Origin of the sequence: Rhizobium sp. 62_C5_N11_2, from assembly GCF_051811185.1 — a bacterium.
Lineage (GTDB): Bacteria > Pseudomonadota > Alphaproteobacteria > Rhizobiales > Rhizobiaceae > Rhizobium > Rhizobium leguminosarum.
Map to the genome: position 1 here is coordinate 158,446 of NZ_JBPWPW010000005.1, position 13,971 is coordinate 172,416.

General features: G+C 58.4%; 12 protein-coding genes. 1 reads left to right on the forward strand and 11 read right to left on the reverse strand.

Translation table 11 applies throughout. The features are described 5' to 3' along the window. Position 1: 1 nt before the first annotated feature. From AB8B31_RS34375 to AB8B31_RS34395, 5 genes are all read right to left on the reverse strand, one after another. Complete coding sequence (locus AB8B31_RS34375; RefSeq protein ID WP_064843762.1) at positions 2 to 1,213, reverse strand: LL-diaminopimelate aminotransferase; 1,212 nt, start codon at positions 1,211 to 1,213, stop codon at positions 2 to 4. A gap of 82 nt (positions 1,214 to 1,295) precedes the next feature. Beyond that, positions 1,296 to 2,465 (reverse strand): ABC transporter substrate-binding protein, encoded by a 1,170-nt coding sequence (locus AB8B31_RS34380; protein WP_064843764.1) that lies wholly within the window; start codon positions 2,463 to 2,465, stop codon positions 1,296 to 1,298. Between the two features lie 127 nt (positions 2,466 to 2,592). Continuing rightward, positions 2,593 to 3,717: an LLM class flavin-dependent oxidoreductase gene (locus AB8B31_RS34385; RefSeq protein ID WP_064843766.1), complete on the reverse strand. Its 1,125-nt coding sequence runs from the start codon at positions 3,715 to 3,717 to the stop codon at positions 2,593 to 2,595. A gap of 56 nt (positions 3,718 to 3,773) precedes the next feature. After that, positions 3,774 to 4,193 carry a carboxymuconolactone decarboxylase family protein gene (locus AB8B31_RS34390; RefSeq protein ID WP_007636445.1) on the reverse strand — a complete coding sequence of 140 codons (420 nt, stop codon included), beginning with the start codon at positions 4,191 to 4,193 and terminating at the stop codon, positions 3,774 to 3,776. 70 nt (positions 4,194 to 4,263) lie between these two features. After that, positions 4,264 to 4,773, reverse strand: coding sequence for a flavin reductase family protein (locus tag AB8B31_RS34395; protein ID WP_064843768.1), 510 nt, complete (start codon positions 4,771 to 4,773; stop codon positions 4,264 to 4,266). Positions 4,774 to 4,902: 129 nt separating this feature from the next. Between AB8B31_RS34395 and AB8B31_RS34400 the strand changes: the two genes are divergently transcribed. Continuing rightward, complete coding sequence (locus tag AB8B31_RS34400; protein WP_040114027.1) at positions 4,903 to 5,670, forward strand: SDR family oxidoreductase; 768 nt, start codon at positions 4,903 to 4,905, stop codon at positions 5,668 to 5,670. Between the two features lie 373 nt (positions 5,671 to 6,043). Here AB8B31_RS34400 and AB8B31_RS34405 read toward each other — a convergent pair whose 3' ends face one another. From AB8B31_RS34405 to AB8B31_RS34430, 6 genes are all read right to left on the reverse strand, one after another. Beyond that, positions 6,044 to 7,276, reverse strand: coding sequence for an alpha/beta fold hydrolase (locus AB8B31_RS34405; RefSeq protein ID WP_064843770.1), 1,233 nt, complete (start codon positions 7,274 to 7,276; stop codon positions 6,044 to 6,046). 109 nt (positions 7,277 to 7,385) lie between these two features. After that, on the reverse strand, positions 7,386 to 8,075 hold the full coding sequence (locus AB8B31_RS34410; RefSeq protein WP_007636440.1) for a GntR family transcriptional regulator: 690 nt from the start codon (positions 8,073 to 8,075) through the stop codon (positions 7,386 to 7,388). A 151-nt stretch (positions 8,076 to 8,226) separates the two neighbouring features. Beyond that, a complete protein-coding gene (locus tag AB8B31_RS34415; protein WP_064843771.1) occupies positions 8,227 to 9,003 on the reverse strand; it encodes an N-acyl homoserine lactonase family protein in 777 nt (258 codons plus the stop codon). Positions 9,004 to 9,024: 21 nt separating this feature from the next. Continuing rightward, the gene (locus AB8B31_RS34420; RefSeq protein WP_064843773.1) at positions 9,025 to 10,149 is read right to left on the reverse strand and encodes a zinc-dependent alcohol dehydrogenase family protein; all 1,125 of its coding nucleotides are present in this window, start codon (positions 10,147 to 10,149) and stop codon (positions 9,025 to 9,027) included. Positions 10,150 to 10,161: 12 nt separating this feature from the next. Further along, complete coding sequence (locus AB8B31_RS34425; protein WP_096771800.1) at positions 10,162 to 11,055, reverse strand: MBL fold metallo-hydrolase; 894 nt, start codon at positions 11,053 to 11,055, stop codon at positions 10,162 to 10,164. 82 nt (positions 11,056 to 11,137) lie between these two features. Further along, a complete protein-coding gene (locus AB8B31_RS34430; protein WP_064843775.1) occupies positions 11,138 to 13,654 on the reverse strand; it encodes a methyl-accepting chemotaxis protein in 2,517 nt (838 codons plus the stop codon). Positions 13,655 to 13,971: the final 317 nt, after the last annotated feature.

Sequence of the window (13,971 nt, forward strand, 5' to 3'; positions counted from 1 at the left end):
TTCAAAATCCTTTCATTGCTTTATCGAGTTGTGGCGGTCGCGCGCTCGCGGAAAGCCACCGCTTCAGGTTCCGTGCAGCCTGCCGGATTCTGTCTTCATTCTCCACGAGAGCCAGCCGTACGAATTCGTCACCCATCTCGCCGAAACCGATACCAGGCGAAATCGCGACCTGTGCCTTCTCGAGCACGAGTTTCGAAAACTCCAGCGAGCCAAGGTGTCGGAAATCCGGAGGTATCTTAGCCCATGCGAACATCGTCGCCGCAGGAGCTGGAACGTCGAAACCGGCATCGGCAAAGGTCTTCACCAGTGTATCTCTGCGCGTCTTGTAAATGTCTCGGGCCCGCGCGGCGTCCTCCCCGTCCGAGTTTAGGGCATGAGCGGCGGCGACTTGGATTGGCGTAAATGCTCCGTAGTCCAGGTACGATTTCACGCGCGTCAACGCCCGGATGAGGCGTTCGTTGCCCACCGCAAACCCAACGCGCCAACCGGGCATAGAGAATGTCTTCGACATCGAGGAGAACTCGACGGCCACGTCGATCGCGCCGGGGACTTCGAGAACAGACGGCGGCGGCGGACCGTCGAAATAGATTTCAGCGTAGGCGATATCCGACAGAACGATGAGATCGTGCTTCTTCGCGAAGGCGATGACGTCCTTATAGAAGTCGAGCGTCGCGACGCGAGCGGTGGGGTTCGACGGGTAGCTTATGATGAGCGCCAGAGGCTTCGGTACCGAATGCCGCACCGCCATTTCGAGAGCTTGGAAGAAGGTCTCATCCGGCTCGACCGGTACCGACCTTATCACGCCCCCTGCCATGACAAATCCGAACGTATGAATCGGATAGGAAGGGTTCGGACAGAGAATGACATCCCCGGGGGCGGTTATGGCCTGCGCCATGTTCGCAAACCCCTCCTTGGACCCGAGCGTTGCAACAACCTGGGTATCCGGATCAAGCTTCACATTAAACCGGCGGGCGTAATACGCAGCCTTGGCGCGGCGAAGCCCGATAATGCCCTTGGAAGCCGAATAGCGGTGCGTGCGCGGATGCTGCACCGCTTCGCATAGCTTGTCCACAACCCAGCTTGGCGTGGGAAGATCGGGATTGCCCATTCCAAGATCGATGATGTCGACTCCGGCCGCGCGCGCGCTGGACTTGAGACGGTTCACCTGGTCGAAGACGTAAGGAGGCAAACGCTGTATCTTGTGGAATTCCAACTTCTGGCTCCTTATCGTAGGTCCTCCGCGCCGACGGATGAAGCCGGCGCGGAGGTCGCTGGACAACTTGGGAGGTCGTCGATTACTTCTTCGGGCGCCAGGCCAGCGGATCTTCCGGGCGCTCGAAGTACTGTGCTGCTACGTCCGCGGGCCACCATGCGTCGCCCTTGGGCTCGATCCACGCCGTGGAGTTCGGATCGCAATCTTCCGGAATTGCTTCCTTCACATCGTCGATCGTGTAGGGAAGAGCCGGTCGCAGGATCGACTGGATCTTCGGCCCCTGGCCTTGGAGTGTCCTCATCATCACGTCCCACACCAGGCGAGCATCGGCCCGCGGCGGCCAGAAATGGAAGCTCTGGCTGATGAAGTCGGGATTGTTGCGCCAGTAGCACGCCGCCGACGCCTCGCCGCCGAGGACGATTGGCATCATGTCGCGCCCGGACTGCTGGACCGCGTTGACGACACCGTTTTCCGACGCCGACTGGACCAGGATACCTGCGATTTCGGTAGGGTTGGTCGCGAGGAATTTCTGGACTTCGACCTGGGCGACCTGATCGGTCCACTTGCCAGCGACATCGCCCACGACGGTGATGTCCTTATACTCGTCGAACGCCTTCTTGGCACCGACATTGAAGCTGTCGGACGATGCGAAGCCCGGGATGCCTGAAACCGTCAGGACGTTGCCCTTACCGCCGATTTCCTCCGCCAGCCATTTCGCGGCCGTGTAACCGCCCTGGGTGTTGTTTTCGGTCGCATTGATCGCGTAGGGCGATGTCACGTAACCCGAGAAGGAGAAAACCGGGACGCCCTTGGAATGCGCGTATTCGATGGTCTGGTTGATGGCCGTCACGTTCGAGCAGCAGATGATGATGGCATCGACGCCGTCGTCGACCATCTGGCGCATCTGCTGGATTTGCGTCGCGTCCTTCAGGTCGGACTGCGTGACGACAAGGTCAGATACCAGTCCAGCCTCCTTGTATTTGGGAAGCAGAACCTCGTTCATTTCAGTGAGGATCTGGGCACGCCACGTGTTGCCGGCATAAGTGGACGCGTAGCCGATTTTCCACGGCGGCGGCCGCTTCGCCACAAAATCCTTGAGCGGCGTACCGCCGAGGGGAATTGCCGGGTCCACGAGCTGGTAAAGCTGCTTCTGGTCCGGTGGTAGCGAGTCTAATCCGTCCGCGAATGCGGCGGTGGTCATCAGGCCTAGCCCGATGATCACGCTCAATGCGGTGTAAACCTTCTTCAGCATGTGTAGGGTCTCCTCCCCTTCGTACATCCGCTACAGCAGTCGACGCCGTTGGCGTCGAGCCACGGAATTGGTGAAACGTGTTTCGATTTCGGATCGGTGGCGGGCGGCTTAGCCGCCCGCGGAACGGTCAGTTCCTGAGGCCAGCCTGTTTCAGCAGGGGCATGACGCGGTCGTTGAAGAACGGCAGTTCTTCGTTGTAGTCGACCATTGTGAGAAGCGCGCCGTCGACGCCCGTATTGCTCAACGCGACGAGCTTGTCGGCGACCTGTTCCGGCGTTCCGACGATCGGGTAGCCGCCCCAGCCAGCGATAAAGCGCTCCTTGAACTTCTGGTACATCTCCGCCGAGTGGTTCTGTGACTGAACCTGGAGAACCTCGCAGATGTTTTCGCAGGCTTCCCAATCGCCCTTCTGGTTCACGTAGTAGTCATAGTAGTCCTGGGCTTCCTTTTCGGTCTCGCGAACGACGACCGGGCACGCGGTGAAGGTTCCGAGTTCGCGCTTGTATTCCTCGCGAGCCAGTTCCTTCACCTTCTTCACCCAGGCTGCGCCCGATTCCATGTCCTGCATGAAGCCGAAGTTGAAGTCGCAGAACTTCGCGGTGAAGTGCAGGCCCTTGCCCGAGGAGCCGGCGCAGATGAGGACCGGGCGGCCCGTCTCCTTGTTATAGGGCTTCGGCTCGCTGAACGCGTCTTTCACCTTGAGGAACTGGCCGTCATAGGTGACACCGTTCTTCTTCCACAAGGTGTCAACGATTTCCATCCATTCCGTGGCATATTCGTAGCGGGTGTCGTGTTCCATCATCGGAACGCCGAACATCTCCATTTCCGGGGTAAACCAACCCGTCACCAGGTTCAGGCCGTATCGGCCCTTCGAAATATTGTCGATCGTCGTCGCCATCTTCGTCGCGACGATCGGGTTCAGGGTCGGGATATGCGTCGTCGAGAAAAATTGCAGCTTCGTGGTCACGGCAGCCAGGGCCGCGGCCCAGGTGAACGTGTCCATGTTCACGCCGTTGAAGTTCGTCGGCCCGCCGAAACCGCGCCACCGGGCGATCGGCACCATGCATTCCCACCCAGCCGCTTCGAGCTTTTTGGCAATTTCGACATTATGTTCGAAAGTCGGTTCGAACGTTGATTCCGCGGTGGTGATGGCGCATGCGCTCGAACAATTTGTTCCAAATACGCCAAGCTTCAGCTTGTTGCTGTTAAACATCGGGTTTCCGGCGGCGCGGAAATCATCGCTGGTCGTCATATTGAAGTCTCCTCCACAGAGTTGGTCTGTTCCCGGCCCGAAGGTCGGGGCACCGATTAGATGCCCATGTCCTCGAAGACTTCCTGTGCGACGCGGAAGCTGTCGATCGCCGCGGGCACGCCGCAATAGATCGCGACCTGAAGGAAAACTTCACGAAGCTCGTCCTTGCTGAGGCCGTTATTGATCGCGCCGCGAACGTGCAGCTTCAACTCGTGGGGGCGGTTAAGGGCGGAAATCATGCCCAGATTGAGAAGGCTGCGTGAACGGCGGTCGAGGCCGGGCCTGTTCCAGATCTCGTTCCAGCAATACTCGGTGACAAGCTCCTGCATCGGCCAGTTGAACTCGGTCGCCTTGTTTACCGAAGCGTCGACATATGCACCGCCGAGAACCTCCCGACGGGTCTGCAGACCCTTTTCGAACCGTTCACTGACGGGACGCCCATTCACTTGCGATTTCACATCGGTGGCAATAGTCACGGATCAAACTCCTCATTATCGGCCGAAAGGCTGGTGGATGTGATAGGCCGAAAAAGCTCGGCCAAACGTTTCAGGCGGCAGCATCGATCAGCGCTGCCGATCTAACCAATTTCCCGTCCTCGTAGAGGAGCGGGGCAATATTCTCGATAAACCGGGCCTCGATAACTTCCCCTAGAACGACATCATGGGTGCCGACGGAGACTGCGGAGTTGAGGCTGCAGACGAATGCGGCCTGGGCGTCGCCGAGGATGGGAACGCCGCCAGCCGTGATCCACTCACCATGCGCGAACCTCTCCTCTCCCTTCAGTTTTCCACTAAACAGCGGAACCAAAGGCGCATGGCTAAGATGCAGCATGTTGACCGCGAATTTTCCCGTAAGCTTGAGTGGGCCGCTGATCGAAGCAGATTGGTTGATGCAAACCAGGAGGGTCGGCGGGTCAGCCGTCACCGACTGGACGGCGGTTGCAGCCATTCCGTAACGGGCACCTTCCCATTCCGTTGTGATCAGGCAAATTGTCGATGTGAACCGGCGCAAAGCGGTCTTGAACGCCGCTTGCGCTGCTATTTCAGCACCAGCCATGGTTACCTCCCCAAGTCATTTGATAGCCAAGATAAGCAGATTAGCAGACAATCTGTCAACACGTTTTATTCGTCATTGACAGATTGTCTGCGAAAATGTTTTCTCGATACAGCGAAAGAGGAGACGATTATGGATCTGGAATCGAAAGTATGTGTGGTGACGGGGGCTGGCAGCGGGATCGGGCGCGCTACAGCTGAACTGTTTGCGCGCCAGGGCGCTAAGGTTGGCGTCGTCGACGTCAACATCGATGCCGCACGAGACGTCGCGCGAGAAATGGGGACAGGTGCGATCGCGTTAAAGGCCGATGTGTCTTTGTCCGCCGAAGTAGAGGCGATGGTTAGGTCAGTTAAGGAAAAATGGGGGCGTATCGACGTTCTCGTCAACAACGCGGGGTTCGGAATGACCGGAAACGTCACGACCATCGCCGAATCCGACTGGGACCGGATCATGGCGGTGAACGTGAAGGGGATATTCCTATGCTCGAAATACGTGGTTCCCATCATGGCGGAACAGGGCAGCGGATCCATTATTAACACGACCTCATACACGGCCGTGTCAGCCATCGCTAACCGCACGGCCTACGTGGCGTCGAAAGGCGCGATCTCGGCACTCACGAGAGCCATGGCACTGGACCACGCAAAAGACGGGATCCGCGTCAACGCTGTCGCCCCCGGAACGATCGACTCTCCCTATTTCACCAAGATTTTCGCCGAAGCGGCAGACCCGCAAGCCCTGCGGGAAGACTTCAACGCCCGTGCAGCCCTGCACCGGATGGGCGACCCGGAAGAGATCGCCGAGGCGATGCTTTTTCTAGCTTCGGACCGCTCGCGGTTTGCGACCGGAAGCACTCTCACCGTCGACGGAGGATCGTCGATCGGGAACCACTTGGTGCGCTAAAGCACATGGGTGCTGATGGGTGCCTCCTTCTTGACCAAGGGGAGGCACCTTTACTGTGGCAACTACATGTCGGAAACACAGAGGCCGCGGCGGGAAGATAGAGATCACGCGCAAGGCTGCGTGATCAGGACCCTGCGATGAGGCGCCGCTACGGCATTTTTTAAACGCATCGCCGCGCCTGATCCTTCACTCAGATATCGCGGGAATTTTTCCAATTTCTTACCGGAATTTCTCGGGAGCGTGAGGATGCCGCCCCCGATGCCGGCTGTGTCATCGCCGGGACGCCAATTGCGAAGCCTCGGTAGGCGCCCGCCCACTTTCAAATTTGATCGCCCGGCGTGTTGCACCGAGCGACCAGAGTCACTGCGACCGCTTAGCGCGCGGCTTGCCGTACGAACTCGAGCCCTTTTACAAGATAGCTCCGAAAGAAATTCGGGTGTTCGCACATGGGGAAATGACCCAGCCCATCCATGACGAGGTGGAGGCATCCCGGAATAAGTTCGGCGAGCCTGGCCCCATCCGTCGGAGTGGCTGAGTAGTCATAGTCGCCCGAGAGCAGCGCCACCGGGGTGCGCGACGGGTCAATCCGGGGAGTTGTCACTGCTCCGTCGAACTCGTCGCTGTAGAAGGAAAGATCGCCTGGGTAAACTCCGGGTGCTCCCTGCGAATAGATCCAGCTTGACCTCCTGCGGTCCCCTGCGGGGCTGAGTGGGCTCATGATCCCTCTGACATACGCCGAGTTATGAAGTGAGCCGTGTACGTTTACGTTGTGCTGGTATGGGTTCCGGCGTCCCTTGGAGCGGAAAGGTGGCTCGATCGCCACGATCCCGAGGACATGCTCCGGCCGTTCCGCGGCGAGAACCAGCGACATTGCCGCGCCCATGGACCCACCCGCGACAATCGCCTTTTCGCGAACCACCTGTTCGAGTATGGCCGTGCACCATTTCAGGTACAGCGATGCCGTGAGCTTGTAGGGTGCGCCGTCCCATGTCAGCGGCGGCATGGACCGACCGTGGAATGGTAGGTCAACCGCGATCAGCCTGTAGTTTTTCGCAAGCTCGGTGTCCGCCAGCTGAGGCAAGAATTGGCGGCTATCCGCTCCGGCGGTGTGGAGAAACAGGACCGGCACCCCCTCGCCTGCTTCTTCGTAATATATTTCATGGGGGACGTCATCGATATCGACGACGGCATACTGCCCCCGGATTTGACGCAGGTCGCGTTGCGCATGCTCCGCTTTCATCTCGGGGGACGTTACGACGAGCTCAATCACCCGTTCCAGAGCCGGGCGTGCTTTCGCGAGGGCGAGCGGTGAGCCGGCGATCTCGAAGAGAGGGTTTGCAAGCTGTAACGCCGTGAAGGAATGAAAGGTGGCGGGCGGCGGCGTCATCAGAAGCTGCTCCCAGGCGTCTGCAGTGGCCCTCACTGTCACCTGGGGGTCATCGCTTTCCCCCCAGATCGCCGCGCCGCCTTCAGCGAAATTGAGGGCGATCACCTGATCGCCGACGTAGAAGGCGATGTCCATTGTCAGGTCCGGAGTGAGCCGGGGCAATTCCGGATCCCCAAGAGCCTCCGCCATGCGGGACCGCAATTCATTAAAAGTGCCCAAAGCAACCTCCCTGTTCGAACGAGCGCCAGGCCGCACGCGTCGGCAGCGCCATGACTTCGAATAAGCAGATTATCAGACAATCTGTCAATACCGGCTGTTGCCGCTTCCTTTAATCGCCGTCGTTTTCGGAGGTTTTACGAAGGTAGTCCAGTGCGACCTTAGCCGCCATGTCGATGTGGTACTTGCAGGCTGCGGCGGCTTTCGCTCCGTTTCGGTCAGTAATGGCCGCAGCGATCTCCTTTATCTCTTCCACACTGTGGTTCAAGCGCCCCGGCTGCGTCATCGACGTCATGCGCAGAAGAGTCACCCGATTGTGGAGCGATGTCAGCATTTGCTTGACGAAGACGTTTCCACTCCCTTGCATCAGGCAATCGTAAAACGCGGTTTTCGCCTTGATGAGCCTGCTCCCACCGCCGCTTGCCGCCGCTTCCGCAAACTCAGCAACCGCCTCATTGAGTGTATGGATATCCTGGGCGGTTCCGTTTTCAGCGAATTCCTTTCCGGCATAGCTCTCTAGCAAAGCCCTGACGCTGTAGAGCTGAGCGGCTTCTTCGTAAGTGATAGTGCTGACGACGGGACCGCGGTGCGGATAGCTGGTAATGAGGCCCTCGGCCTCGAGTTGTCGAAGCGCCTCGCGGATTGATGTCCGTCCTACACCGATCGACTCGCAGAGTTCTCGCTCAACGAGGCGCTGACCCGGCTTGAAACGGCCGCTTGATATCGCCTGCCGCAGTTTATCTTCTACCTGAGTGCGCAATGTGGCACTCTGTCGTGCAATCTGTAAATCCATATCACCCATTGGATCCAAAAGTCCGTTTTACCAAGGCCGAAAGCGGCCGTGCAAGTCATGGTACTATATGGTGGGTTATCCTGGTGAGACAACCCGATTGTCTGACAAAAGCGAAGAACGCCTCAGCTTTATCTCTTACCGGACATTCCACGCGTCCCCATTACCGTAGAACCTTTGCAAAAGCGAGATCGGGTGACAGCGATGGAAAACCCGTCAGGACTGCGGGATCATGGCCTGGAACAAGTAAGCCGGACGGTCCTGATAGTTCACGGAGCGTTCGGTATCCCTCCAGTACGTCGGCGTAATCGGCAAAAAGCGGAAAGACGTCGTCATGCTCCAGATAGCGTTGAAAATGGAGTGCGTCCGATGCGATGACGACGACTTCATCGCCATCGTCCAGCCTCACGACCTGAAGGCCTTTGGAATGACCGCCGACGAGATGGATGGTGAGTCCCTCCATAATCTCGCCGTTCCCGTCGTGGAAGCGCATTCTGCCGGAAAACGTCAGGCGGACCGCATCAACGACGGCGTCCACTGCGAAGGGACGCCGAAGACGATCATGGCACATGCATCGTCCTGTACCGTAGGCCATCTCCCGATCCTGCAAGTGGAACAGGGCTTTGGGGAAGTCCACAAGGTTTCCCGCGTGATCATAGTGGAGATGCGTGATAACGACGTCGGTAATGGACGATGCGGAAATCCCGAGCTGGCGAAGCGCCTCGACCGGATGGATCAACATGGTCCTCCCGCGCCTTTCAGCCTCCTGCGGGCTAAACCCGGTGTCAACCAGGATCAGACGTTCACCATGGCGGATCAACCAGACGAAATACTCGATCCTGCCCGGGGCGTCGTGGGGATCTCCTGCTTCCAGGCCGAGTTCGCTAACGGGCCGAACCGCAGTGCCGTAATGTATCGCCAGGACTTTCCAGTCGTTCAAATTCTCGCTCCTTCCGCAGGCTCAGGGAACCAGCAGATGCCGGATCACCTCGCCACGGTCTAACCGGTCGAAGGCCTCGTTGATTTCCTCAAGCGGGCCAGTGCTGGACAGCAGTCTCTCCACGGGCAACCTGCCTTTGAGGAACAGGTCGATATAACGGGGAATATCGCGCGAAGGCACGCAGGACCCCATGTAGCTGCCTTTGATGATGCGTTCTTCCCCGACAAGAGGAAGCGGCGAGATCTCGAATTTGGTGTTCACGTTCGCCAGACCCGCTGTGGCTGTCGTGCCGCCGCGCCGCGTAATGCCATAAGCGGTTTCGAACGCTTTGCTCGACCCTGCCATCTCGATGGCGTAGTCCACTCCCCCGCGTGTCGCTTCCTTGACCTCGCCGACCACATCCGGCGAGGTTGCCAGGAAGGTACGCGTCGCGCCCAGCGACCTAGCCAGCTCAAGCTTTTCCGGCATCAAATCGATGGCGACGATCTCGCTTGCTCCGCTGGCCACCGCTCCGAGGACCGCCGACAAGCCCACGCCCCCAAGGCCGATGACGGCGACCGACTGTCCCGGCTTCACGCCACACGTGTTTACGACCGCACCGACGCCTGTCATGACGGCGCATCCGAACAGGGCCGCCATCGTGACGTCCACATCTTTGGTGATCTTGACGACCGAGTGCGCCGACACGATCGCGTATTCCGAAAACGCCGATACGCCGCTGTGATGGTTGATATCGTAGCCGCGAAGACGGATATGCTTGCTACCGTTCAACAATGTCCCGGCGGCGTTTGCGCGATAGCCAGGCTCACAGAGGCTAGCGCGTCCTCCCGCGCAGTAATCGCAGTGTCCGCAGATCGGCAGGAACGACATCACGACGTGATCGCCAACCTTCACTGTATCGACACCGGGTCCGATTTCTTCGACGATGCCGGATGCTTCATGCCCCAACGCGACAGGCAGCGGGCGGGGCCGGTCGCCGTTTATCGCCGACAGGTCGGAGTGGCACACACCAGCGGCCTTGATTTTGACCAGGACCTCAAGATTGCCCGGAGGCGTCAGATCGACGGTCTCGACACTGAGAGGTCGCGAACTTGCATACGGCTTGGGAAGCCCTGACTCTCGGAGAATGACGGATTTCATCTGCATTGTCGTGTATTCCTATCTCGAGAGCATCTGCATGGCGGCGGGTACGTAGCGGAAGCCTTCCCGCTCCCGGGCGACGTTGCCGAGCCCGGGCCACGCAAAGTGATAGGACATCACTGGTATGCGGTCTGTCGCGAGCATATCCAGCACCCGGGTGCGCGAGCGCGCCGAGAGCTTGGGATCGGTGTCGTACTTGAACTCCATCCACGGGCGTTCCATCAGCAGGATATGATGATGGGTGAGATCGCCGAGGAAGCAGAGCCGATCGTTGTCAGACTGCATGAGGAAGCAAAAGTGGCCCAAGGTGTGGCCTGGAGCGTGCACCGCTTGCACGCCCGGCAGGAACTCCTGACCGTCCACGAAATGCGCTATCCGATCACGGTGTGGAAGAAGGTTTCTCCGGGCATTTTCCACCTGAGCCTTGAAACCGGCATCAAGCTTGCCTCCGTCGGTCCAGTCATCGAAGTCGCTTTCGCTTATGAAGATCTTCGCGTTCGGAAAATTAAGCTTGCCGTCCTGATCGCAAAGTCCGCCGGTGTGGTCGATGTGTGCGTGGGACAACACCACGGCATCGACTTCCAAGGGGTCGATGCCTGCCTCCTGCATGCTTTTCAGCAAGCGGCCGGTCGTCGGCCCGAAAATCTTCGACGTCCCCATCCCGGTGTCGAACAGGATGGTCTTTCCGTTAATTTTGACCAGCGGGATGTTCTGCTCGAGGGTTACCGACGAACTGGACAGGAAGTTCCTGTCGAGCATTTCCGTCACTGTGGCCGCGTCGACTCCGAGAAAATTCTCCCGCGGGTCGCCCAATTCCAACGGTCCGTCCGAAAGCACCGTTATTTCGCCGGTTCCGAACTTGAACGGATAGAAATAGGGCAACTTAGTCTGATGCGCTTGGTCATTGAGCACGCCGGATATCCTCCCAGATTGGCTGTACCATTTGACAGATTGTATGAAAATCTGTCAACAGAATATTGATGATAGTCTGTCGTCAGGAAACGATCGAAAGCATGTGACCCCTCGGCCTGCCGATGTTGAACTGTTCTATCTGCTGCATCAGTCGCTGGGTCTCCTTTGTGAGTTCCTGAGTGGCGGCGTGGGCTTGCTCGGCGATGGCAGCGTTTCGCTGGGTGCTGTCATCGATCTCGCCGACGGCCTGGTTCACTTCGATAAGCGAAGCCGCCTGGTCCCTGCTTGCCGCAGCGATAAGCTCAACCCTTTCGGAAATTCCGGCAACATTCGACGATATTGCAATGAGCACCCTGCCCGCCTCGTTCACCAATCGCGATCCCGAGGCGACTTCCTCGGTCGATCTTGCGATGAGTCCCTTGATTTCCTGGGCGGCTAGAGCCGACCGCTGGGCAAGTTCCCGGACTTCTTGGGCGACGACCGCGAAACCCTGCCCGGCTTCTCCTGCTCTCGCGGCCTCGACGCCGGCATTGAGTGCCAGGAGATTGGTCTGGAAAGCGATCTCGTCGATTACGCCGATGATTTGCGAAATGCGCCCGGAAGCCGCTTCTATTCGGCCCATAGCGTCGACCGCGTTCGTGACCACTGAAGCAGACGCATCCGCGGCCTGCTTGGTTTCCTTTACAAGCCGGGCTGCGGCCTGCGCCTGCTCTGTCGACGAATGCACCGTCGCGGTGAGTTGATGAACCGCAGCCGCTGTCTCCTCCAACGACGCGGCTTGGCGCTCGCTGCGGCGGGAGAGATCATCGGCGCCACTGCTGAGATTGTCTGCATTTTGCCGAATGAGCACGATGTTGCCGCGAAGTTCCGACATCGTCGCCTGCAAGCGCAGCAACGAATTGTTGAAGTCTTTTCGCAACTGTTCCAGCCGCCCGGAGAACGGTTGATCGATCGTGCTCGAAACATCACCGTTGGATAACCTCTCCAGCCCAGCGGCAAGACTGTCGACGGCGTCGCCGATCTGTTTGTCGATCTGGGCTTTCTCCGCCTCGTTGTGCCGACGTTCAGCTTCGGAAGCTGATCGTTGACGATCCGCGTCGTTCTCGATCTCGATTTTCCTTACGGCATTCTCCCTGAAGACACAGAGTGCCCGGGCCATTTCTCCGAGCTCATCAGCGCGCTCAGAACCGCCGATCTCTATGTCAAGGTCCCCTTCGGACAAACGCCGCATGTCGTCGGTCAACCGGACGACAGGTTTCTTGAAAGTCGCAATCATCCCGAAGCCAGCGAGAAGCGCGACGAGGACGCCTGCAAATATCGTGATGAGGGCAATGCCGTTCGCACGGGCCGTCTCTTCGATGGCCCTGGCACGCTGGGCGTCGGCAAACGTCGTGAGGTGGCCCCATATGGTGTTCAACTGGTCTGTCGTTTGCCTATATTGCGCACGCCTGACTTCCGAGATCTCGACGAGCTTCGCACTGTCCTGCGTCATACCCTCTACCGCCGGAGGGACCGTATTCTGGACTGCCTTGAAAAGGTCGAGATCGGAAGCGGCACTCCAGATGTCCAATATCTCCTTCTTCGTTCTGTCGAAGTTCTGGATGAGTTGCGCGCGGTTTTGTTCGGTAGGGTCGGCTATGAAGCGCGCAAGGTGTATCCTGATGAGATAGCTGGAGTCCGAAAGTCTTCGGCTGCCGTCCAAGGCGCTGCTGATCTTGGCCAAACGTTGGTCGAGACCTGCGAACTCGACGATTGCTTTCTTTGTTTGCTGGTTCGCCACCGCGTTAATCCCGACGGAGATTTCCTTGAACGCGGACATTGCGGTGTCGAGGCCTACGGCGTTGTCCGATGCGGCGCCCTGCGACAGAATTTCTGTTACGCTTTTCACCGCGCCGTCGACCGAGCTCGACAGTTTTGTAGCGTCCGACGGCAAGGAAGCCCGCAGATTTCGGGCGCTTCGACGCAACTCGCCCACTTTGCCGCGCAAATATTCGAGTTTCAGCTCGGTCGTTCCGGCGGATTGGTAGCCCGCGGCAAAATCAAGGAAGAAGGTTGCATAGCCTGTCACCCTGTCGGCATCGCGCAACATCGATTTGGCGGCGCCCTCGGACTGCTCGCCGGACTTCCTCAACTCGTCAGCTAGCCTGAGCATTTCATCCTGCGACCAAACCAGCGATTCAGAATGATTGGCGATCGAGGTTATCAGTTGCTCTTCGCTTTCATGGATGCTCCAGAGAGAGCCAAAATTGTCCACCACGTCCCGCATAATCGCGTTTGCCGACAGGAGGCCTTCGCTTTCCCCCGTAGCTCCGGCATTCGTCACTAAAGCTTGCAGATGCGATTGCTGGGCGAGCAGGTCAGCCTTCACGCGATCGCGCCTTTCTTCCGACGCCTCATCGAGAAACTCTCTCATCGAGGCGGAGACGTCACGGAAACCCGAGAGCACCTGCATCACCTGGCTCGAGGTTTCCAGGCGGCTTTGTAGGAGACCCGCGGCGTAGTGCCCCAAAAATCCCACCGCGCAAATGCTGATTATGAAAGGCAGTACGAAAATGATTACTTTTGTCTGTAGCCGGAAACGGGACAACAGCCTGTCCATCGTGGTCCATCCTTGTCCATAGGCGGTGAAGAAGCTTCATCAATCGGGATCCGCCTCCGATGGAGACATCGAATCATCAATGACGACACGAGGCTGCGCGACTGAGGATTGTCTGTCAACAGATTGTCTGATAGCATGTTCAGGTTTTCAAATTGTCTCGCGAACTTGCGGAGGAATAACTCCAGAACCGGCGCTGCCGCAGCCGGCACAACTTTCACCGCTGACATCGATCAAACCGCGATGTCCTTGTTTTCAGTGGAAAGCGGTGACGTCATCTCGGCCACGTGAAGGCTGCGAACATGTCGTCGTCGTGGTGA